20 protein-coding genes and 5 tRNA genes are annotated in these 21291 nt (G+C 34.8%); 7 read left to right on the top strand and 18 right to left on the bottom strand.

Features of this window, described 5'->3' with window-relative positions:
• Window positions 1–34: 34 nt before the first annotated feature.
• The 8 genes from lysA to U9966_RS03540 form a co-directional block, all read right to left on the bottom strand.
• Window positions 35–1246, bottom strand: a complete 1212-nt coding sequence (gene lysA / locus U9966_RS03575) for a diaminopimelate decarboxylase (protein ID WP_322631710.1) — start codon at window positions 1244–1246, stop codon at window positions 35–37.
• 136 nt (window positions 1247–1382) lie between these two features.
• Window positions 1383–2642, bottom strand: a complete 1260-nt coding sequence (gene tilS / locus U9966_RS03570; RefSeq protein ID WP_306346260.1) for a tRNA lysidine(34) synthetase TilS — start codon at window positions 2640–2642, stop codon at window positions 1383–1385.
• Window positions 2643–2675: 33 nt separating this feature from the next.
• Entirely contained in the window at window positions 2676–3404 is a 729-nt protein-coding gene (gene fabG, locus U9966_RS03565) for a 3-oxoacyl-ACP reductase FabG (RefSeq protein WP_306346261.1), read from the bottom strand.
• Between the two features lie 10 nt (window positions 3405–3414).
• Window positions 3415–4356, bottom strand: coding sequence for an ACP S-malonyltransferase (gene fabD, locus U9966_RS03560; RefSeq protein WP_306346262.1), 942 nt, complete (start codon window positions 4354–4356; stop codon window positions 3415–3417).
• 178 nt (window positions 4357–4534) lie between these two features.
• Window positions 4535–5425 carry an archaetidylserine decarboxylase gene (asd, locus tag U9966_RS03555; RefSeq protein ID WP_306346263.1) on the bottom strand — a complete coding sequence of 297 codons (891 nt, stop codon included), beginning with the start codon at window positions 5423–5425 and terminating at the stop codon, window positions 4535–4537.
• Between the two features lie 74 nt (window positions 5426–5499).
• On the bottom strand, window positions 5500–6000 hold the full coding sequence (gene crr / locus U9966_RS03550) for a PTS glucose transporter subunit IIA (RefSeq protein ID WP_306346264.1): 501 nt from the start codon (window positions 5998–6000) through the stop codon (window positions 5500–5502).
• Between the two features lie 87 nt (window positions 6001–6087).
• Complete coding sequence (gene ptsI, locus U9966_RS03545) at window positions 6088–7815, bottom strand: phosphoenolpyruvate-protein phosphotransferase PtsI (RefSeq protein WP_306346265.1); 1728 nt, start codon at window positions 7813–7815, stop codon at window positions 6088–6090.
• 76 nt (window positions 7816–7891) lie between these two features.
• On the bottom strand, window positions 7892–8149 hold the full coding sequence (locus U9966_RS03540; protein WP_306346266.1) for an HPr family phosphocarrier protein: 258 nt from the start codon (window positions 8147–8149) through the stop codon (window positions 7892–7894).
• Window positions 8150–8399: 250 nt separating this feature from the next.
• Between U9966_RS03540 and thiP the strand changes: the two genes are divergently transcribed.
• Together thiP and thiQ are read left to right on the top strand one after the other, a co-directional pair.
• Entirely contained in the window at window positions 8400–9983 is a 1584-nt protein-coding gene (gene thiP, locus U9966_RS03535) for a thiamine/thiamine pyrophosphate ABC transporter permease ThiP (RefSeq protein WP_306346267.1), read from the top strand.
• Window positions 9976–10608, top strand: a complete 633-nt coding sequence (gene thiQ / locus U9966_RS03530; protein ID WP_306346268.1) for a thiamine ABC transporter ATP-binding protein — start codon at window positions 9976–9978, stop codon at window positions 10606–10608. Before thiP ends, thiQ begins: the two co-directional genes overlap by 8 nt.
• 23 nt (window positions 10609–10631) lie before the next feature.
• On the opposite strand, the gene rraB is transcribed toward thiQ, so the two are convergent.
• The 3 genes from rraB to U9966_RS03515 are packed head-to-tail and all read right to left on the bottom strand — an operon-like array spanning window position 10632 to window position 12093.
• The gene (gene rraB, locus U9966_RS03525) at window positions 10632–11030 is read right to left on the bottom strand and encodes a ribonuclease E inhibitor RraB (RefSeq protein ID WP_306346269.1); all 399 of its coding nucleotides are present in this window, start codon (window positions 11028–11030) and stop codon (window positions 10632–10634) included.
• 4 nt (window positions 11031–11034) lie between these two features.
• Window positions 11035–11673 carry a ribosome biogenesis GTP-binding protein YihA/YsxC gene (yihA, locus tag U9966_RS03520; RefSeq protein ID WP_211597673.1) on the bottom strand — a complete coding sequence of 213 codons (639 nt, stop codon included), beginning with the start codon at window positions 11671–11673 and terminating at the stop codon, window positions 11035–11037.
• Window positions 11674–12093, bottom strand: coding sequence for a DUF805 domain-containing protein (locus U9966_RS03515; RefSeq protein ID WP_306346270.1), 420 nt, complete (start codon window positions 12091–12093; stop codon window positions 11674–11676). It lies immediately after the preceding gene.
• Window positions 12094–12423: 330 nt separating this feature from the next.
• Between U9966_RS03515 and typA the strand changes: the two genes are divergently transcribed.
• The 3 genes from typA (at window position 12424) to U9966_RS03500 (ending at window position 15196) form a co-directional block, all read left to right on the top strand.
• Window positions 12424–14256 (top strand): translational GTPase TypA, encoded by a 1833-nt coding sequence (gene typA / locus U9966_RS03510; RefSeq protein ID WP_306346271.1) that lies wholly within the window; start codon window positions 12424–12426, stop codon window positions 14254–14256.
• A 204-nt stretch (window positions 14257–14460) separates the two neighbouring features.
• Window positions 14461–15027: an elongation factor P hydroxylase gene (locus tag U9966_RS03505; RefSeq protein ID WP_306346350.1), complete on the top strand. Its 567-nt coding sequence runs from the start codon at window positions 14461–14463 to the stop codon at window positions 15025–15027.
• A 92-nt stretch (window positions 15028–15119) separates the two neighbouring features.
• A tRNA-Ile gene (locus tag U9966_RS03500) sits at window positions 15120–15196 on the top strand.
• A 25-nt stretch (window positions 15197–15221) separates the two neighbouring features.
• Here the strand turns inward: U9966_RS03500 and pflA are convergent.
• The gene (pflA, locus tag U9966_RS03495; RefSeq protein WP_306346272.1) at window positions 15222–15959 is read right to left on the bottom strand and encodes a pyruvate formate lyase 1-activating protein; all 738 of its coding nucleotides are present in this window, start codon (window positions 15957–15959) and stop codon (window positions 15222–15224) included.
• Between the two features lie 133 nt (window positions 15960–16092).
• Here pflA and lpxH point away from each other — a divergent pair, with 133 nt between their 5' ends.
• Window positions 16093–16827 (top strand): UDP-2,3-diacylglucosamine diphosphatase, encoded by a 735-nt coding sequence (lpxH, locus tag U9966_RS03490; protein WP_211597574.1) that lies wholly within the window; start codon window positions 16093–16095, stop codon window positions 16825–16827.
• 105 nt (window positions 16828–16932) lie between these two features.
• Here lpxH and tuf read toward each other — a convergent pair whose 3' ends face one another.
• The 5 genes from tuf to U9966_RS03465 all read right to left on the bottom strand — a co-directional run bounded on the left by tuf (window position 16933) and on the right by U9966_RS03465 (window position 18619).
• Window positions 16933–18117 carry an elongation factor Tu gene (tuf, locus tag U9966_RS03485; RefSeq protein WP_090921093.1) on the bottom strand — a complete coding sequence of 395 codons (1185 nt, stop codon included), beginning with the start codon at window positions 18115–18117 and terminating at the stop codon, window positions 16933–16935.
• Between the two features lie 119 nt (window positions 18118–18236).
• Window positions 18237–18312, bottom strand: a tRNA-Thr gene (locus U9966_RS03480).
• A 5-nt stretch (window positions 18313–18317) separates the two neighbouring features.
• Window positions 18318–18392: transfer RNA gene (locus U9966_RS03475), tRNA-Gly, on the bottom strand.
• A gap of 37 nt (window positions 18393–18429) precedes the next feature.
• Window positions 18430–18514 (bottom strand) — tRNA-Tyr (locus U9966_RS03470).
• Window positions 18515–18543: 29 nt separating this feature from the next.
• Window positions 18544–18619 (bottom strand) — tRNA-Thr (locus U9966_RS03465).
• 221 nt (window positions 18620–18840) lie between these two features.
• Here U9966_RS03465 and coaA point away from each other — a divergent pair.
• Entirely contained in the window at window positions 18841–19779 is a 939-nt protein-coding gene (gene coaA, locus U9966_RS03460) for a type I pantothenate kinase (RefSeq protein ID WP_249111410.1), read from the top strand.
• A gap of 73 nt (window positions 19780–19852) precedes the next feature.
• On the opposite strand, the gene U9966_RS03455 is transcribed toward coaA, so the two are convergent.
• The gene (locus U9966_RS03455) at window positions 19853–21289 is read right to left on the bottom strand and encodes a surface lipoprotein assembly modifier (RefSeq protein ID WP_306346273.1); all 1437 of its coding nucleotides are present in this window, start codon (window positions 21287–21289) and stop codon (window positions 19853–19855) included.
• Between the last annotated feature and the right edge of the window lie 2 nt (window positions 21290–21291).

Here is a 21291-nt window from a genome sequence, read left to right as displayed (position 1 = left end):
TAAATTTAAGAGATTATTCAGCATAATAATTTCACTAAATATCTATTTCTACCCTTTTTTGATGAAGAACCAAATCCTCAAAAGTTTCCTGCTCACGAATAAGATGTCCTTTACCATTGTGCCATAACACTTCTGCTGGACGTAAACGTGAATTATAATTATTAGACATCATAAAACAATATGCACCTGCATTATGAAAACACAAAATATCCTCTTGCTTGATCTCTGCAATACGGCGATTAGACGCAAAAGTATCCGTTTCACAAATATAGCCCACTACCGAATAAAATCTTAGTTTCCCATCAACATTAGAAATATTTGTTATATGATGATACGCACCATAGAGCATTGGGCGTATAAGATGGTTAAAACCACTATCGATTTGTGCAAAAATTGTGGATGTCGTTTGCTTAATCGTATTTACCTTCGCGAGGAAATATCCAGACTCACTCACCAAAAATTTACCGGGTTCAAAAGCAAGTGTTAATTCTCGTCCATACTCAGTACAAAATTTATTAAATCTAGCACCAAGCTCTTCCCCTAAAAGTTCAATATCCGTTTCAATATCATCTTTCTTATAAGGCACTTTAAAACCACTACCAAAATCGATAAATTCTAAATCAGCAAATTGCATTGCTGTATCAAATAAAATTTCTGCAGCTTGTAAAAAAACTTCAATATCTAAAATATCTGACCCCGTGTGCATATGTATGCCATTAATTCGCATTCCTGTATTTTCAACAATACGTAAAATAAGGGGTAACTGGTGAATACTAATGCCAAATTTTGAATCAATATGCCCCACTGAAATATTAGAATTTCCTCCTGCCATAATATGTGGATTAATACGGACACAAACAGGAATGGCTGGATATTTTTCGCCAAATTCTTCAAGCATACTCAAATTATCAATATTAATTTGTACCCCATACTGTGCAACAGTTTCAATCTCTAATAAAGAAACGCCATTGGGTGTAAATATAATCTGCTGAGGTTCAAACCCTGCTTTAAGGGCTAATTTGACCTCTCCAATAGAGACTGTATCAACACAACTACCTAATTTTTTAAGTAACGCTAAAATGGATATATTAGAAAGTGCTTTAACTGCATAATGCACCCTTAATTTTGGGACATTAGAAAACGCATTAGTTAATCGTTGATATTGTGAAATGATTTTGTGTGCATCATACACAAAAATAGGAGCACCAAACTCCTCTGCAACTGCGTATAAATCTTGAAAATTCATTGTGTTTGCTCCATTGTTATATTTTTAATGAAACTCCATTGTAGTAAAAAATAAATTAGGATCAATACTATTCTTTCATTAAATGAAACTTATATTAGCATTTCGTGTATTTTAAACATAAATAAGCGAATATAATTTATTGCAACACCATTAAGAATTGATCTTCAAAAAAAACAACAGGAGTACGAGAACGTAGCCAAGTAGGAATTTGATGTTGTTGCCAAATTTTTTTCATCTCTTCACGTTGTGGTTTATTACGTATTTTTACTTTACCGACACAACCTAATTTTATTTCTAGTGTTTGATTAGCCAATTCTTGAGGCAATAGATAGCGGTCACTTCGTTGTGAAAATTTACAAAAAAGATGATCCCCAAAATGAGTAATTTCTGCAAGGTTATGGGGCAACCTAATTCCCTTATTAGGAGCAAGGTATTCTGAAAAAGGGGGAATATCCACTAATTCGGTAGTAATAAAAAGCTGTGATTGATAACGGCGAATAATATGCTTACCTAATTTTAATTGTGGATTTTTATCTGCTGATATATGAATAAAATTCGTTAATTGCGCTAATTGAGCCACACTAGGGATTATCACATCACATTTTTCTAACCACAACCGTAATAACTGTTGCTGTTTAAGTATTGAAAAGTGAGAGAAAGCGGTCACATTTAATGATTTTTTTGCAAAATTTGCGACTTTATGCAACTCATCATTTAATAATTCTTCTAAGAGTAATTGCTGGTTTTCGCAATGTTTCGCACTACGAGACACCATTCTGGGGAACTGTTTCCAGCGTTGATTTAATAATGGTAAAACCTCTTGACGTAAAAAATTACGATCAAAATCAGTATTAAAATTACTTTCATCTTCAATCCACTTAAGACGATTTTCTTTAGCATAAGCGGTTAGTTCCTGCTTAGAAAATGCAAGTAAAGGACGCAATAATGGGAAATGATGTGAATAGCTAACTTCCTGCATTGCAGATAATCCTTTTAAACCATTGCCTCGTTTTAATGCAAGAAAAAAGGTTTCTGTTTGATCATCTAAGTGATGTGCCGCTACCAACATCTCATCACTTGAAATTATTTCCCTAATGGCTTGATAACGTGCTGCTCTGGCACTATTTTCAATGTTTTTTGTCGCATCAACGGTAACTTTTTTGATAACTAATTCAATACCATATTGATCGCAAAGTTGCTGACAAAAATCCGCCCAATCGTCTGCATTTTTGCTTAAACCGTGATGAATATAAATGGCTCTCAATGTTGATTTATCTTGAGTTTTACAAAGTAAATCTAACAAAACAACAGAATCCACACCACCACTTAAGGCTACAAGTAACTTTTGTGATGGTGTGATTAATTGTTGCAATTTTTGTTGAAATTGAGAAACCATTTTATTTTTATAACAAATTAAAATCAGACTATATTAGCTCATATATAATCCACCGTTAACATTCAAGGTTTCCCCTGTAATGTAAGCGGCATCTTCAGAAGCCAAAAACGCCACCGCTTTAGCAATATCCTGTGCCTGCCCTAATTGACCTGCTGGAATTTGGCTTAAAATAGCATTTTTCTGATCTTCATTTAGCTCTTCGGTCATATCTGTCGCAATAAAACCTGGTGCAACCACATTAACCGTAATACCACGAGCCGCCACTTCTTTAGCTAAAGATTTTGAAAAACCTACTAAACCTGCTTTTGCTGCACAATAGTTAGTTTGACCTGGATTTCCCATTGAACCAACTACCGAACCAATAGTAATAATACGTCCAAAACGTTTTTTCATCATTGCTCGCAATACAGCTTTTGATAAACGGAATACCGACGTTAAGTTTGTTTGCATAATATCAAACCACTCATCCTCTTTCATTCGCATCAACAGATTATCACGCGTGATACCTGCATTATTGACTAATACATCAATATCACCAAATTCAGTTTTAATTTGTTTTAAAACGGCTTCGATAGATTCAACATCTGCCACATTTAGTACTAAACCTTTACCGCTTTCACCTAAGTAATCAGAAATAGTCTTTGCCCCATTTTCAGAAGTAGCAGTACCAATAACAAAATTCCCTTTGGTCACTAATTCTTGTGCAATTGCTCGCCCAATACCACGAGTCGCGCCTGTGACTAATGCAATTTTTTTTGTCATTTTAATTTCCTTATTTTTTAACTGCTTCTAATGAAGCAATATCATTCACAGCTTGAGCATTTAAGGTTTTCACAATACGTTTGGTTAAACCTGTCAATACTTTGCCAGCACCAATTTCATAAAGTGTTTCCACACCTTGCTCTGCCATTTTTTCCACAGTTTCCGTCCAACGAACAGGGCTATAAAGTTGTTCAATTAACGCTAAACGAATACTCGCCACATTAGTTTCAACCGCCACATTTACATTATTGATAACGGGAATTTGCGGAGCTGAAAATTCAATTTTAACTAATTCTTCTGCCAGTTTATCTGCTGCTGGTTTCATCAATGCACAATGTGAGGGCACGCTTACGGCTAAAGGTAACGTGCGTTTTGCCCCTGCTTCTTTACATAATTCAGCCGCTTTTTCTACTGCATCTTTAGAACCTGCAATCACCACTTGTCCAACAGAATTAAAGTTTACCGCAGATACCACTTCACCTGCATTTGCTTGACTTTGAGCCTGCTCACAAGCTTTAATAATCGTTTCATTATCTAAACCAATGATTGCATACATTGCCCCTGTTCCTGTAGGTACCGCTTGTTGCATAAATTGACCACGCAATTCCACCAATTTCACCGCCTCTTTAAAAGGAATAACGCCCGCACACACTAAAGCGGAATATTCCCCTAAACTATGCCCTGCCATTACACTTGGTTTCAAATCTGGATATTGTTGTTGCCATACACGATAAATCGCCACAGAACTCGTTAACAGTGCGGGTTGAGTACGATGTGTTTCATTTAATTGTTCTGCTGAACCGTTTTGAACTAAATCCCATAAATCATAACCCAATACTTGTGACGCTTCTTTAAAGGTCTCTTCTACGATTGTAAATTGGGTTGCAAGTTCACTTAACATCCCAATTGATTGTGAACCTTGACCAGGAAAAACCATTGCAAAATTTGTCATTTTCTATCCTCTGTGTTACCTATTGATTTCACTGGCTATTATAAAATAACTAATGTCATTTTGTGATGAAATAAAAAGACATCAAACCAGTTAATAGTTAAAAAAATCTAAAACAAGCGGTATGATTTTCAATAAATTTTGCAAAAAATTTATATTATCTCACCGCTTGTCAGTAAAATTATAATTGAATACCGAGCTTCTCACCCATTTTTGTTCCACTTCCTTCAACAAGTGAACTATCTAATTCAACTTTACTTGGTGGGAATAAGTTGATCACCGTAGAACCTAAACGGAAAGCACCCATTTCTTGTCCTTTTTTCAATGAAATAGCTTCTTCACCTTCTGCTGAATATTCCCATACTTTTACTTCTTTTGAACGTGGTGGATTAATTACACCAGCCCAAACGGTACTCATACTCGCTGTAATAGTCGCTCCCACCAAAATTTGTACCATTGAACCAAATTCAGTATCAAATTCACAAATGACACGTTCATTACGAGCAAATAAATCAGGGATATGGTTTGCTAAAAATGGATTAACAGAAAAAAGCTCACCCGGTACATAAATCATTTTACGTAATACACCGTCACAAGGCATATGTACACGATGGTAATCTGTTGGTGATAAATAGGTGGTAATAAATTGTCCATTTCGGAATTTTTCAACTAGCCCCTCATCATTGGCAAGTAAGGTTTCTAAAGTAAAGTGATGCCCTTTTGCTTGAAGCAATTGATTATCTTTAATCTGTCCTAATTGGCTTACTTTACCGTCAGCTGGGAAACAAAGAGCGTTTTTCTGTTCAACGATAGGACGGGCATTTGCTTTCAGTGGACGAATAAAAAATTCGTTAAAAGAAGCGTAATCTTGTGGTTTTTCTTTTTCTGCTTCTGATAAATTCACTTTATAAAATTTCGCAAATACATTAATAATCGTATGAGTGACCACTCCCCATTTTTTTTCTGCAAACCAACCTGCAACTTGGGTTAAAGCAAGCTGTGGCAATATATAATGCACTGCAATTTTTAATTTTTGTAAATAACTTGGTGCTGGATAAGATTGGTAATTCATTTTATCTCCTACTGATTAAAACACAAAAACCACGGTATTTACCGTGGTTTGTTTATCCTAAAATAATCGGTAAATTATTTAGTTAACGTTAAAACAACTGTTTTACCTTCAACGACATCACCTGATTTTTTCACTAAATTGCTGATTTCATCCATATTTGAAATCACAACTGGTGTTAATACTGATTTTGCTTTTTCTTCAAGTAGTGCTAAATCAAATTTAATAATAGGATCACCTACTTTCACTTTTTGCCCTTCAGCTGCAATACGAGTAAAACCTTCACTTTTTAACTCAACAGTATCTACACCAAAATGGACAAACAACTCAACACCATCTTCTGATTCAATAGAGAATGCGTGATTAGTTTCAAAAATTTTACCAATGGTACCGTTTACTGGTGCAACTAACGTATCCCCTGTTGGACGAATTGCAACACCGTCACCGACTATTTTTTCAGAGAAAACCACATCAGGCACATCTTCAAGACTGACGATTTCACCAGTAAGTGGTGCATAAATTTTTACTTCTTTGGATTCTGTTTTTTTTGAACCAAATAACTTATCTAAAAAACCCATAATAATCTCCTGTATGTTGGGACTTAATAATATCTAAAATATAAAAACTAAGTATATTCTATACAAAAATAGACCATTTGTAAGTATTTAGTTTAATTTTTCGTAAAAACTATCCACTAGTTGTTCAATCTCTTGGGCTGTTGGACAAGCTAATGCTTTATCGGCTAATATTTTTGCCTCTGCATAATTCATATTACGTACCAATTTTTTAATACGAGGAACTGAAATTGCACTCATACTAAATTCATCTAATCCCATACCCAATAATAATGCTGCAGCACGTTCATCTCCAGCAAGCTCACCACACATACCTGTCCACTTACCTTCTTTATGTGACGCATCAATAATTTGCTTGATTACATTTAAAACTGACGGGGCTAATGGATTATAAAGATGAGCGATATATTCATTTCCACGATCCACCGCTAAGAGATACTGGGTTAAGTCATTGGTTCCAATACTAAAGAAATCCACTTCTTTCGCTAAATGACGAGCATTGATTGCCGCAGATGGCGTTTCAACCATTACACCAATTTCAAGGTTTTCATCAAAAGCCACATTCTCAGTACGTAATTCAGCTTTAAACTCTTCAATTAAGCCTTTCAACATACGAATTTCTTCTACTGAAATAACCATTGGGAACATTACTGCAAGTTTCCCAAATGCTGAAGCACGTAATACTGCTCGTAATTGATCTTTTAAAATATGGCTATATTCATCAGTCAAACCTATACGAACAGCACGCCAGCCTAAAAATGGATTCATTTCTTTAGGGAAGTCCATATAAGGTAATTCTTTATCACCACCAATATCCATTGTACGTAAAATAACACGTTTACCATCCATTGCTTGTACAATTTCTTTATAGGCTTCAAATTGCTCTTCTTCTGTTGGAAGAGCAGAACGATCCATAAATAAAAATTCTGTACGATATAAACCAATAGCCTCGGAACCGTTACGTAACGCACCATCAACATCACGAATTGTCCCAATATTTGATGCGACTTCAATATGATGACCATCTAAGGTTTCAGCAGGTAAGTCTTTTAGTTTTGCTAACTCTACTTTTTCTTGCTCAACTTTTTCTTTTAATGCCTTAAATTGCTCAATTAATTCATTTTCAGGATTAATATGAACCACATTATTTTCTGCATCAAGAATTAACATATCTCCAGTTTTTACCAGAGACGTAATATTATTGGTTCCTACAATGGCAGGTAACTCTAATGAACGAGCCATAATAGAGGTATGAGAAGTACGTCCACCAATATCAGTGACAAAACCAAGTACTTTATCAAGGTTTAGCTGGGCTGTTTCAGAAGGTGTTAAATCATAAGCAACAAGAATGACTTCTTCGTGAATATCTCCCAAATCAACAATTGTCATACCCAAAATATTGCGTAACAGACGGTTACCAATATCGCTGATGTCACCTGCACGCTCTTTTAGATATTCATCATCTAAATCAGCAAGCATTGAAACTTGCATATCAATAATTTTACTTGTTGCGACATCCGCAGTAACAAGATTTTCCTCTAAATAAGCTAAAATTTCTTCTTCAAGCTCTTCATCTTCTAAGATCATTAAATGACCTTCAAAAATAGCTTCTTTCTCTTCGCCAAGCGTTTGTTTTGCTTTTTCTTTAATTGCAATTAATTGAGCGGCGGCTTTGTCACGACCTTCGAAAAACTTCGCTTTTTCCGCTTCAACTTGATCCGCTAAAATTTTATGAGAGTTAAGAACAATAGGTTCTTCTTTTAAGACAAGTGCTTTACCAAATACAACACCTGGAGAGGCAGCGATACCTGAAATCATAATGTATCCTTTGTGTATGTTTAAATGTAACAAAACAACTTTCTGTCTCCAGAAAGCTGTTTTTAAATAGAAATAATTATTCTAAAGTAGGGACAAGTTCTACTAAGAAATCTACTGCTTTTTGTTCATCTTCACCTTCAGCAGAAATAGTAATAACGGTTCCTTGCGTTAATCCTAATGTTTGAAGTTTAAATAAACTTTTTGCACTTGCACTTTTACCTGCAACTGTCACTTCAATTTTTGACTCGAAACCTTTTGCCGCTTTTACAAATTCAGCAGCTGGACGAGTGTGCAAACCATTAGCACCAACGATTTTTACATCTTTTGAATACATAACTAAATCCTCATTGATTTTTTCAAAGTAATAAAATCTGTTTTTGGGTCATATTTACCAAAAATCCTGATAACTTTACTACAAATAGTAAAAAAAAGCATTCAAAAATATATAAATATCTTTAATTAGATCAAGTTTCATCAAAGTTTTCATATAAAAAATAGATTCAAACTAAAATTTGATGATCAATTTACCCTAAATTTGCAAAAAACTGTTAAGATCTGACCGCTTATTTTTCATTGATTAAACTATGTTACGCTATTTTACAACATCTTCTGCTTGGCTCATTTATATTCTGATCTTATTCTTATATGGTATCAGCTTTTATGCTTTTATCTCTCATAGTAATGAAAATACCTTTTGGTCAGTCTCAGAAAGTTTAAAAATTATAAAATATAGTATTATTCAAGCTGGATTATCTGCTGTACTTGCAACTTTTCTTGGTATTTTATTAGCTCGCTCCTTTTTCTATTTGAATTTTAAAGGTAAAGGTTTTCTATATAGACTCATCAGTTTTGTCTGGTCACTTCCTTCCCTTGTTGTTATTTTTGCCGTCGTGGGGATATGGGGGCATTCTGGCTGGGTTGCACAACTCCTTGATTATTCGGGAATACAATGGTCATTTTCTATTTATGGATTACAGGGTATTTTAATTGCTCATTTACTGCTCAACATTCCTCTGGTAACAAAATATACCCTTGAAGGTTTACAACTCATTTCTGAAAATCAATTTAAGCTCGCCTCTCAACTAAGATTAACAGGTTGGAATTATTTTAAAATTGTAGAATTACCTCACTTAAAAGGCATTTTACCCTATGCCTTTAGTAATGTTTTTTTGCTCTGTTTTACTAGCTTTCCAATTGTGTTGATGCTTGGTGGTAGCCCCAAATACAGCACTTTAGAAGTCGCCATTTACCAAGCGGTCACTTTTGAATTTGATTTTACAAAAGCAATAATGCTTATTGGGGTTCAGCTTGTTATAGGCGTATTTTTACAACTTATAATGGATATCACCACACGCTACGCTTTTTCATCCAAAATTATTACTCACCCTACGCAATACTGGTTACCAAAGCCATTGGGTTGGTCTAAATTATTTTTACAAGCGGTATTATTTTTGCAAATTTTTGCAATAATCGTACCGCTTATGAGCATAGTATGGGAAGCTGTTATCGTATCTAATTTTATAGGAAAATTACTTAATCCTGCGTTATGGATTGCATTTGGCTACTCTTTATCTATTAGCATCATCGCCTCAATTAGTGTGATTACGATTACTTATTTATTAATTTTAGAAACGCGTCAATTAGCTTTTCATCATAAAAAATTGGCTCAAAGTTTACTTGCAGGTGTCACAACTTATCCGCTTATTTTACCTGTGTTTTTACTTGCTGTTGGTCTGTTTTTATTTTTTATGGAAACAGAATTGTCTACTTCTCAGCTATTATTAATTGTTGGTTTGTGTAATGGTTTAGTACTCCTACCCTATATCTATCGGCTACTCTTTTCACCAATGTATCAAGCTTTCGCTCGTTACAATAATCTGGCTCAAACCTTGAATTTGAAAGGAGTCAATCGTTGGTGGATTGTAGAGAAGCCTTATTTAATTCGACCGCTTATCAATGCGTTTGCCTTTGCAATGTCTGCCAGTTTAGGCAGTTTTTCTATTATTGCATTTTTTGGTACACCTGATTTTAGTTCACTCCCCTACTTGCTTTATCAACAACTTGGCAGTTATCATACTGAAGATGCTGCGGTGACCGCTTTAGTACTAATGTTATGTGCTTTGTTACCTTTTTTATGTATTAAAGAAAAGAGAATTATTAATGATTAAACTTAACCTCAATTTCGATTATCCACAAATGCCAATGCAATTTAATTTACAGATTGAACAAGGTAAAAAAGTCGCTATTGTTGGTGAAAGTGGTGCTGGGAAAAGTACACTATTAAATTTAATTGCAGGTTTTGAACAAGCAACTTCTGGCGAGTTGTGGCTTAATGGAGAAAATCATTTTTCCACCTCTGTTACACAACGTCCTGTGGCAATGTTATTTCAAGATAACAATATTTTTTCCCATCTTACGGTAATGCAGAATATTGGATTAGGCTTAGTGCCTCGTTTAAAATTAACAACGGAACAAAAGGAAAAAGTCACCGATATTGCCACTCAAATGGGAATTGATGACTTGATAAATCGCCGTTGTGATCAACTTTCTGGCGGACAAAAACAGCGTGTTGCACTGGCGAGAACCTTGTTACAACATAAACCTATTTTACTACTGGATGAACCCTTTTCCGCTCTTGACCCACAACGTCGCCAAGAGCTTCAAAGTCTTGTCGCTAAAGTGTGTGAAACACACCATCTCACCTTGTTGATGGTCACCCACCAACTTAATGAAGTACAAAATCTATTTGATAATGTAATAAAAATCGAAAATGGAAAAACCTGTTACTTATAATCTTTATTGATAATTAAGAACCGTTATTCCTCATCATCATAAAATTGTATATCATCATCGTCTTCATCTGGTGCATTTGGATCTTCAAAATAAGTGCCCCAGCCTTCATATACAGCTCCCGCCTTTTCAATAAGCGGTATAATTTCTTGTTGCTGTTTAGCAATTAATTCTGGTTTCAATTCAATTTCACTGACAACATCACAACAGAATATAGTCGAGCCATCTTCTTCCTCAAACTCTTCTGCATCCGCAATTTCATAGCCTAATTTAAAAATATCAATCACCAGTTTTTCTAATTTATCAAAATTTCTATGGGCAATATGATGCTCTACAATATAAAGTGCATTGGGATCACTGCCATCATTGAATAAATCAGTGATAATTTCATTGGTTTCTTGATCTAATTCTGCTTGGTTATACATAATTTTATTCCTCTGTTGCATCTGTTTGTTCTATCATTATTTCAGCAAACCAACTATTTAGTTTGTTGGCAAGTTTATCGATACCTGTTCGTTTCAGTGCAGAATAACATTCTACTTCAATATTTCCCTGAAAAGGTAAAATAGCTTCTCTCACTATTTTTAATTGTTTATTACGTTCACTTTGATTTAATTTATCTGCTTTCGTTAAAAACAGTAAAATGGGTAAATCAGATGCTACCGCCCATTCAATCATTTGTTGATCGAGTGCTTTAAGAGGGTGGCGAATATCCATTAAAATCACAATTCCCTTCAAACATTCACGTTGCTGTAAATATTCTCCCAAGGATTTTTGCCATTTTATTTTCACCTGCTCTGGCACTGCAGCATACCCATAACCCGGTAAATCTACAATTTTACAATTTGGTTCAACCTCAAATAAGTTAATTAATTGAGTTCGCCCTGGTGTTTTTGAGGTTTTTGCCAGACTTTTTTGATTAGTCAGTACATTTAATGCTGTCGATTTACCTGCATTCGAACGCCCAGCAAAAGCGATTTCAACACCAACATCTTCAGGAAGATGATGAATATCTGGAGCACTCATTAAAAAGTGCGTTTTTTGATAATTTAATTTTATAGTCATAATTTATTCTTTAAATGTAATAGAAAGCCCCTGTTCACCATACTCATTGGCTTCAGGAAAACTTTTAAAACAACCCCACTCTAACAGCAAGGTTGTGGAAATAAACACTGGCATCACAACCCCCAACGCCCACGCCATCTTGCCTTGAGTACCTAAGGAAGTAAAATAACATAAGATTGGCACAACTAAGATAAAAAGAGCTTTCGCTGAACGATTACGATCGTGTAACCGTTTAATAATAATTGCAATAAGACTATACATTGATACTAACAAAGGCAAAACCGTTAATGTTGTCAAGGTCTCCGTGCTTATAATCAAATTTGCCATTATCAATAAAAATAAAAAATTTAATCCAACGCCAATCCAAAATCCCTTACGATTTAAACGACCTTGTAATGAAAATAGAGCTTTATACCAAATCATAATTTTTTCTTTCTTGTTGAAGCGGTCACTTTCTTATAAAAATTTGCAAATTCTTACCAAAATCATACCGCTGATTGTGAATAGTTTATAGAGTTTAGTATTCTACCACTTGCTTTGTGAATAATGCTACCAATTTGCACATTTTAAAACAAATCTTTCTACTATTCAGACATAAAGAACATTCAAATTTGTAACACATCCTTCATCTATTTACTAATTAATTTAACTAATAAAATGACTATCTATTAAACACAATTCACGGTATAATCGCTCGTTATGTAAAAAATATTTTGCACAACTTTTTTAAACAAACAACTTTAAGATAATAAAATGACACAAAATTTAGATATAAATAAATTGCGTAATATCGCAATTATTGCTCACGTCGATCACGGTAAAACAACATTAGTAGATAAGCTTCTTCAACAGTCTGGTACTTTTGGAGAAACACGTGGTGACGTTGATGAGCGAGTAATGGATTCAAATGATCTTGAAAAAGAACGTGGAATTACAATTTTAGCAAAAAATACAGCAATTAACTGGAATGACTACCACATTAATATTGTAGATACTCCGGGACACGCCGACTTTGGTGGTGAAGTAGAACGTGTACTTTCAATGGTGGACTCTGTTCTATTAGTGGTTGATGCTTTTGATGGTCCTATGCCACAAACTCGTTTTGTCACCCAAAAAGCATTTGCTCACGGTTTAAAACCAATTGTAGTAATTAATAAAGTCGATCGCCCAGGTGCAAGACCTGATTGGGTGGTAGATCAAATTTTTGATTTATTTGTCAATCTTGATGCAACAGATGAACAATTAGATTTTCCAATTATTTATGCTTCAGCATTAAATGGTGTAGCAGGTCTTGAACACGAAAGCCTTGAAGCTGATATGACACCGTTATTCAAAGCAATTGTCAAGCACGTTGAACCACCAAAAGTGGAAACAAATGGTACTTTCCAAATGCAAATTTCTCAACTTGATTATAATAGTTATGTTGGTGTTATTGGAATTGGACGTATTAAACGTGGTTCAGTTAAACCAAATCAACAAGTGACGTTAATTACCAGTGAAGGTAAACGTCGTAATGGTAAAATTGGACAAGTATTAAGCCATTTAGGTTTAGATCGTTATGAAGCCGAAATCGCTCACGCAGGAGATATCGTTGCAATCACTGGTTTAGGAGAATTAAACATTTCTGATACACTTTGTGATGTGAATAATGTTGATGCCTTGCCTGCATTAAGTGTTGATGAACCAACAGTAACAATGTTCTTCTGTGTAAACACTTCACCATTCTGTGGTAAAGAAGGTAAATTTGTTACTTCTCGTCAGATTTTAGAGCGTTTACGTAAAGAACTAGTACATAATGTTGCATTGCGTGTTGAAGAAACAGAAGATCCAGATGCATTCCGTGTTTCTGGTCGTGGTGAACTTCATTTATCAGTATTAATTGAAAATATGCGTCGAGAAGGCTATGAATTAGCAGTGTCTCGTCCTAAAGTAATTTTCCGTGAAATTGATGGACGTAAACAAGAACCTTTTGAGCAAGTAACTGTAGATGTGGAAGAACAGCATCAAGGTGCAGTAATGGAAGCATTGGGTATGCGTAAAGGTGAAGTGAAAGATATGTCATCAGACGGCAAAGGACGTACACGTATTGAATATGTGATTCCAAGTCGTGGTTTAATCGGTTTCCGTAGTGAATTTATGACAATGACTTCTGGTACTGGTTTACTTTATGCAAGCTTTAGCCATTATGATGATGTTAAAGCAGGTGAAATTGGTCAGCGTAAAAATGGTGTATTAATTTCAAATGCAACAGGTAAAGCATTGGCATTCGCATTATTTAATTTACAAGAACGTGGTAAATTATTAATTGAACACGCAGTAGAAGTTTATGAAGGTCAAATTATCGGTATTCATAGCCGTTCAAATGACTTAACAGTAAACTGTTTACAAGGTAAAAAATTAACGAATATGCGTGCATCTGGTAAAGATGAAGCTATTTCATTAACGACACCTATTAAGTTTACGCTTGAACAAGCGATTGAATTTATTGATGATGATGAATTAGTTGAGGTTACACCAAAATCAATTCGTATCCGTAAGAGACATTTAACCGAGTTAGATCGTCGTCGTTCGGGTCGTAAAAACTAATATTAGTTTTAATCATTTTGCAAAAACGCTTCTTTTTAGGAGCGTTTTTTTTAAATATCACAGAAAAAATATTCGATAATTTGAGATAATCAAAGTCTTCTTAAATAAAAAATCAATATTATTACAATCTCAATCAAAAAATAACTATTATCTCTTTACAAAAGTTAGGCTATAATCCCCTTTATTTTTATATTCAAATTAATGATGAATCAAGACAACCATAATGTTGAAGATTTAATCCAGATTTTCAATAAAACTTTTTTTAAAGAATATAACGTCAAACTTGATTTTGGTGGTGACTACCCTATTTACCTTCCTCAATTTTTAGAAGAAAATGGTAAACCTTCTGAACGTAATTATAATGTTATTTTGTTTGCTAAAGGTTATTACAGCAGTGCCTTACACGAGATTTCACATTGGTTAATTGCAGGAAAAGAGCGTCATAAATTAGAAGATTTTGGCTATTGGTATGAGCCAGATGGTCGCTCTGAGCAACAACAACGTGAATTTGAAAAATTTGAAGTAAAACCTCAAGCCATTGAATGGATACTTTCAACTGCTGCAAATTTTCGCTATTTTGCCAGTGCTGATAACTTAACAGGAAATGCAGGAGATAATCGTTTATTTAAACAAGCGGTGTATCAACAAGTTAAAGATTATGCAGAAAATGGACTACCGATACGAGCGGAGCAACTTCGTCACGCTTTAAGTAAATTTTATCACACCGTGGATTATATTGATCTCACGCAATTTGATATAAAAAAGATTTAAGAAATAAAGGCTATTTTTTATTCTAACGCACCATAAAAGATAGCTTTTTATGATTTTTTTCACTATAATGCACTCGCTTTTCACATTGAAATCCCCCCGTAGCTCAGTTGGTTAGAGCAGTCGACTCATAATCGATTGGTCACTGGTTCAAGTCCGGTCGGGGGGACCACTTTCACAAAATCTTTATACGATTATCAGAACTTCACAATATGACCATAACCAGTTAAAATTTTTTGAATGCGTTCTAGTTGTTCTTTCGTCGGTGGTTGCACATCGGAAAGTTCATAATCTTCGCCCATTGTTTTCCATTTATGTTCACCTAAACGATGATAAGGAAGTAATTCTACTTTTTCAATATTGTCCATTCCCTCAATAAATTGACCTAAACGGTGTACAGAATCATCATCATCGGTATAACCAGGTACAACAACATAGCGGATCCAAGTAGGCTTTCTCTTTTTGTATAAATATCGAGCAAATTCAAGTGTTCGCTTATTAGAAACACCAATTAAATTTTTATGAATATTATCATTAAGTTGTTTCAAATCTAATAACACTAAATCTGTGACTTCCAGCATTTCATCTACAACTTCATTATAATTTCGAACAAAACCATTAGTATCTAAACAAGTATTAATCCCTTCTTCTTTACAGGCTCGAAACCAATCTCGGACAAATTCCATCTGTAAGACAGCTTCACCGCCTGAAGCCGTTACTCCTCCTCCAGTTGCATTCATAAAATGCTTGTAGGTAACAACTTCTTTCATCAGTTCTTCAACAGTAATTTCTTTACCGCCGTGTAGATCCCAAGTATCACGGTTATGACAATATTTACAACGCATCAAACAACCTTGTAAAAATAAAATAAAGCGAATTCCAGGTCCATCCACTGTGCCACAAGACTCAAAAGAGTGAATACGTGCTATTGTCATTTCTATTCCTTTTCAAAATAATAAGGTATCGTTTGTATTTTTTCTAATTTGTGCTATTTTAACAAAAATTCACTCATAACGGTGACTTTTTCAAAAAATTTTATAACTTTTCAATTTTTTTAATATAACCTATATGCATTATTATTTTATTTCGGATTTACATTTAAGTGAATCTCAACCAGAGATCACCCAACATTTTTTACAATTTTTAGAAAAAAAAGCACCGCTTGCAAAAGCACTTTATATTTTAGGCGATCTATTTGATTTTTGGATTGGTGATGATGAACAATCTGAATTGATCACAACAATTACACAAGCACTGAATAACCTTGCTCAACAGGGGACAAAAAGCTATTTTATTTGTGGAAATCGTGATTTTCTTATTGGAAAGGATTTCGCAAAAAAATCAAAGATAACGCTATTGCCTGATTATCAATTAATTGATTTATTTGGTAAAAAAACCTTACTTTGTCACGGTGATACCTTATGTATTGATGATATTAACTACCAAAAGTTTCGTAAAACAGTCCATCGAAAATGGATTCAAAAATTATTCCTGTACTTACCATTAGGTTTACGTATTAATATTGCCAATAAAATTCGTAATAAAAGCCGTTTGGATAAACAATCTAAAGCTTATGAAATAATGGATGTGAATACACCTTTTACGACTAAAATTGTACAAAAATATCAAGCAGAATGGTTAATTCACGGACATACCCATAAACAAGATATCCATTATTGCAAATTTTCAAATAAATCTGACCGCTTGTTTACTCGTATTGTATTAGGTGATTGGCATAAGGATAGAATATCCATTCTAAAAGTAGATATAACAGGTTTTAAATTTGAGCATTCATTTTCGTAAATTTATATAAAAATCATACCGCTTCAAACCTAGAAATATAAATACAAAAAGGCGCATCTTCCGATACGCCTTCTTTTCGCATTTTACTATTTTAAATAAAACTAATTATTTAACAATTTTAGCAACAACACCCGCACCCACTGTACGTCCACCTTCACGGATAGCGAAGCGTAAACCTTCGTCCATTGCAATTGGGTGAATTAGGCTTACTACCATTTGAATGTTATCACCTGGCATTACCATTTCTACGCCTTCTGGTAATTCGATAGTACCAGTTACGTCAGTTGTACGGAAGTAGAACTGTGGACGGTAACCTTTAAAGAATGGAGTGTGACGTCCACCTTCGTCTTTACTTAATACATAAACTTCTGATGTGAAGTCTGTGTGTGGCGTGATTGAACCTGGTTTAGCAAGTACTTGACCACGTTCGATTTCTTCACGTTTTGTACCACGTAATAATGCACCTACGTTCTCACCAGCACGACCTTCGTCTAGTAATTTACGGAACATTTCAACACCCGTTACAACTGTTCTTGTTGTTTCTTTGATACCAACGATTTCTACTTCATCACCAGTACGAACCACACCACGCTCAACACGACCAGTTACTACTGTTCCACGACCTGAAATTGAGAATACATCTTCAATTGGTAATAGGAATGGTTGGTCAATTGCACGTTCTGGCTCTGGAATGTAGCTATCTAAATGATCCGCTAATTCTAAGATTTTTTCTTCCCATTCTGCTTCGCCTTCTAACGCTTTTAACGCTGAACCACGAACGATTGGTGTATCATCACCTGGGAAATCATAGTCAGAAAGAAGTTCACGTACTTCCATTTCAACTAATTCTAATAATTCTTCATCATCAACCATATCACATTTGTTTAAGAATACGATGATGTATGGAACACCTACTTGGCGACCTAAAAGGATGTGCTCACGAGTTTGTGGCATTGGACCATCAGTTGCAGCTACTACTAAGATAGCGCCGTCCATTTGTGCAGCACCAGTGATCATATTTTTCACATAGTCCGCGTGTCCAGGACAGTCAACGTGTGCATAGTGACGAGTTTCTGTATCATACTCAACGTGTGAAGTATTGATAGTGATACCACGCGCTTTTTCTTCTGGCGCATTATCGATTTGTGCGAAATCACGTGCTTCACCACCTGTTTTTTTAGCTAAAACAGTTGTGATTGCAGCAGTTAAAGTTGTTTTACCGTGGTCAACGTGGCCGATTGTTCCCACGTTTACGTGCGGTTTTGTACGTTCAAATTTCTGTTTAGACATTATAAAGTCCCTCTAAAACAAACACGGTTACAATGGTAGTCACCACATTAACCAAATAAAAATAAATTCGTTGAGTTTCTATTATAACACTAAAATAAGGAAAATAAAAATGGAAAAGATGGTGCTGATAGGCGGAGTCGAACCGCCGACCTCACCCTTACCAAGGGTGTGCTCTACCAACTGAGCTATATCAGCGACACTGGAGCGGGCAGCGGGAATCGAACCCGCGTCATCAGCTTGGAAGGCTGAGGTAATAGCCACTATACGATGCCCGCGGCTAAATTTTATCTGTCCTATTAGCGTAAATAGAAATGGTGGAGGGAGAAGGATTCGAACCTTCGAAGGCTGAGCCAACAGATTTACAGTCTGCCCCCTTTGGCCGCTCGGGAACCCCTCCACAATATAGACTACTTATTTACGTAATAATGGTGCCGACTACCGGAATCGAACTGGTGACCTACTGATTACAAGTCAGTTGCTCTACCTACTGAGCTAAGTCGGCATTGCGTAAGCAAGTGGTGCGTATTATAGAAATTCTGACGAACTGTGCAAGTCTTTTTTTTAAAAAAATCCTTTTTTTTTGTTCTTTTGATTATTTACCGTTCAAAATGTTGCTTTATTGAGAGATTTTTCATCTTTTTACACTATTTTGTCACTTTATCCTGTAAAATCTCTGCCTAAATTTTGATAACCAAATTATCTATAATAGATTAATAAAAAATTATGCTTTCAAAAACAAATAGCAAGACAACACCTTTTTTAACATTTAATCGACAACAGTGGTCAGAATTAAGAAAATCTGTTCCCTTAAAATTAACAGAACAAGATTTAAAGCCACTACTGGGTTTTGATGAAGACTTGTCTTTAGATGAAGTAAGTACGATTTACTTGCCCTTAGCACGTTTGATTAACTATTATATTGATGAAAATATTCAACGTCAGGCAGTATTACATCGCTTCCTTGGTGTTTCTCCTCAAAAATTCCCTTATATTATCAGTCTAGCAGGAAGTGTTTCTGTTGGAAAAAGTACCTCTGCTCGTATTTTACAAGCGTTATTATCTCAATGGCCGAAAGAAAGAAAAGTCGATTTAATCACAACAGATGGTTTTTTATATCCTCTTGCAGAATTAACAGAAAAAAATTTACTAAATAAAAAAGGGTTTCCTGAGTCTTATAATACACAACGCTTAATTCAATTTGTTTCCGATGTAAAATCAGGGAAGCCTAATGTTACTGCGCCAGTTTATTCGCACCTTACTTACGATATCATCCCTGATCAATTTGAAACTGTCGATCAACCAGATATTTTGATCTTAGAAGGGCTTAATGTCTTACAAACAGGAATAAAATCTAATAATGTGTTTGTGTCTGATTTAGTAGATTTTGCTATTTATGTTGATGCAAAAGAAAAATATTTAAAAGAATGGTATATCAATCGTTTCTTAAAATTTAGACGTGGTGCTTTTGCTGATCCAAACTCTTATTTTCATCATTATTCTCAGCTCTCTGAACGAGAAGCCATTGAAACTGCGTCACAAATTTGGGATGAGATCAACGGATTAAATTTAAAGAAAAATATTTTACCTACGAGAGAAAGGGCAAATCTAATTTTAACCAAAGGTATAAACCATCAAGTTGAAACCGTTAAATTACGCAAATAATGATATATAAAGCGGTCAGATGTTGATTGAAATTTGCAAATTTTATCTAACATCTACCCGCTATATTGATAGTTTAAAATGATCTGGAAAACTCAATATTTACTTTACTGTCTTGAGTATTATATAAAAAATGATTACTGCTCGTCTTATTCCAAGATAGCACCAAACGAGGCGTCACACCAAGCCAGTGCCAATTACGATGCCATAGTGACACCTTTGCAGAATACTCTTTGTCAGAGCGTTTAATATTAAAAATATCTACACCTTTATAATCACGCTTTCCCAATGATAAAATCAACTTAGATGACAAACCACCTTGCCACTCTTGTCCTAAACCAATATAAGTTCCCTTACGAATAAAAGCGTCATCTTGATCTCGTGCTTGTTTATTATAAAGATTAATTCCCGCTAGCCAATATTGTTGTGAATTTCGCATAAAAAAGGCGGAAAGCCCCAAAAATTGACGCTGACCATTTAAGTGTTTTCTGGTATCAAATTTTTCGTACTCCCACGACCAATTATTAGACAGTTTAAAACGTGGTGTAAATTGATAACTTTCAAATCCACTTGCTCCATAGCTAACAGAATAAGGATCCGTTGCATAAAAACGTTTTTTAGCAAAGGGTTGAATTTCAGCCGTAAATTTTGCTGTTTGATAGCCTATTCCTACCCCAAGTTGAGCGGAAACATCATCGTATTTATGGTTATTCCAAAATAAGTCACTATTCAAATCTAACTGCAAATTGCTATAAAAATTGCCTTTTAAATTAAAGCGTTTTGATGCACTTAAATCTAAATGTATGCCCTGTGCTTTTTCTGGTTGTGGTGTGGTTATTTTACCGCCTTTATAGTTAATTTCTCGCTCTTTGGGTGCATTGTTAATATTACGTTCATTGCGAACATAAAAATTAGCATTCCACTGCCAATCTTGTTCACGTTCAATGTTCATCATCATCTGACCAACCATTTTCTCCACATTAGGAGGCAAAGGTTCGCTTTGTAATTTTTTAAGTTGATCGTAAGCGGTTTGCTTTTGCTGATTAGTGTATAATGCTGTCGCCAAATCTAAACGTACCACCGACATTTCAGGGTTACTTGCAATAATTTTACGATAATGATTAATTGCCTCATCAAACTGCCCGTTTGAGTGTGCTAAAAGTCCTTTTGCATAAGTGATCAATAATGGATCAGCATCAGCTAATTTTTGATAAATAGGTAATATAACGGAAAGCCCCTCTATCTGCTTAGTCAAAACCACACTTCGCATTGCTCGCTTTAATAAAGAAGGATTAGCCAGTAAGTTTTGTGCATTTACTTTTACAGCATTACTCTTTTTTTGAGGCATTGAAGCGGTTGCTTTATGATCATTTTTTGCAAATTTATCAATTTTATTGATAACCTGAAGATCTGGATTAGTTTCAGACTTATAATCTGCGGGTGTATAATCTTTTGCTAGCATAGAGGTGGAAATGACGGAAAGGGTTAAAATACTCACTAGTGTTTTTTTCATTT

Origin of the sequence: Pasteurella atlantica (assembly GCF_963693435.1) — a bacterium.
Classification (GTDB): Bacteria; Pseudomonadota; Gammaproteobacteria; order Enterobacterales; family Pasteurellaceae; genus Phocoenobacter; species Phocoenobacter atlanticus.
The sequence above is the reverse complement of the archived record's forward strand: the minus strand, read 5'-3'. Positions and strand labels throughout refer to the sequence as shown.

Excerpts from the sequence above, each read along its gene's own strand:
- lysA (WP_322631710.1), bottom strand. The coding sequence starts at position 1,246 with ATGAATTTTCAAGATTTATACGCAGTTGCAGAGGAGTTTGGTGCTCCT.
- tilS (WP_306346260.1), bottom strand. The coding sequence starts at position 2,642 with ATGGTTTCTCAATTTCAACAAAAATTGCAACAATTAATCACACCATCA.
- fabG (WP_306346261.1), bottom strand. The coding sequence starts at position 3,404 with ATGACAAAAAAAATTGCATTAGTCACAGGCGCGACTCGTGGTATTGGG.
- fabD (WP_306346262.1), bottom strand. The coding sequence starts at position 4,356 with ATGACAAATTTTGCAATGGTTTTTCCTGGTCAAGGTTCACAATCAATT.
- asd (WP_306346263.1), bottom strand. The coding sequence starts at position 5,425 with ATGAATTACCAATCTTATCCAGCACCAAGTTATTTACAAAAATTAAAA.
- crr (WP_306346264.1), bottom strand. The coding sequence starts at position 6,000 with ATGGGTTTTTTAGATAAGTTATTTGGTTCAAAAAAAACAGAATCCAAA.
- ptsI (WP_306346265.1), bottom strand. The coding sequence starts at position 7,815 with ATGATTTCAGGTATCGCTGCCTCTCCAGGTGTTGTATTTGGTAAAGCA.
- U9966_RS03540 (WP_306346266.1), bottom strand. The coding sequence starts at position 8,149 with ATGTATTCAAAAGATGTAAAAATCGTTGGTGCTAATGGTTTGCACACT.
- thiP (WP_306346267.1), top strand. The coding sequence starts at position 8,400 with ATGTTACGCTATTTTACAACATCTTCTGCTTGGCTCATTTATATTCTG.
- thiQ (WP_306346268.1), top strand. The coding sequence starts at position 9,976 with ATGATTAAACTTAACCTCAATTTCGATTATCCACAAATGCCAATGCAA.
- rraB (WP_306346269.1), bottom strand. The coding sequence starts at position 11,030 with ATGTATAACCAAGCAGAATTAGATCAAGAAACCAATGAAATTATCACT.
- U9966_RS03515 (WP_306346270.1), bottom strand. The coding sequence starts at position 12,093 with ATGATTTGGTATAAAGCTCTATTTTCATTACAAGGTCGTTTAAATCGT.
- typA (WP_306346271.1), top strand. The coding sequence starts at position 12,424 with ATGACACAAAATTTAGATATAAATAAATTGCGTAATATCGCAATTATT.
- U9966_RS03505 (WP_306346350.1), top strand. The coding sequence starts at position 14,461 with ATGAATCAAGACAACCATAATGTTGAAGATTTAATCCAGATTTTCAAT.
- pflA (WP_306346272.1), bottom strand. The coding sequence starts at position 15,959 with ATGACAATAGCACGTATTCACTCTTTTGAGTCTTGTGGCACAGTGGAT.
- lpxH (WP_211597574.1), top strand. The coding sequence starts at position 16,093 with ATGCATTATTATTTTATTTCGGATTTACATTTAAGTGAATCTCAACCA.
- tuf (WP_090921093.1), bottom strand. The coding sequence starts at position 18,117 with ATGTCTAAACAGAAATTTGAACGTACAAAACCGCACGTAAACGTGGGA.
- coaA (WP_249111410.1), top strand. The coding sequence starts at position 18,841 with ATGCTTTCAAAAACAAATAGCAAGACAACACCTTTTTTAACATTTAAT.
- U9966_RS03455 (WP_306346273.1), bottom strand. The coding sequence starts at position 21,289 with ATGAAAAAAACACTAGTGAGTATTTTAACCCTTTCCGTCATTTCCACC.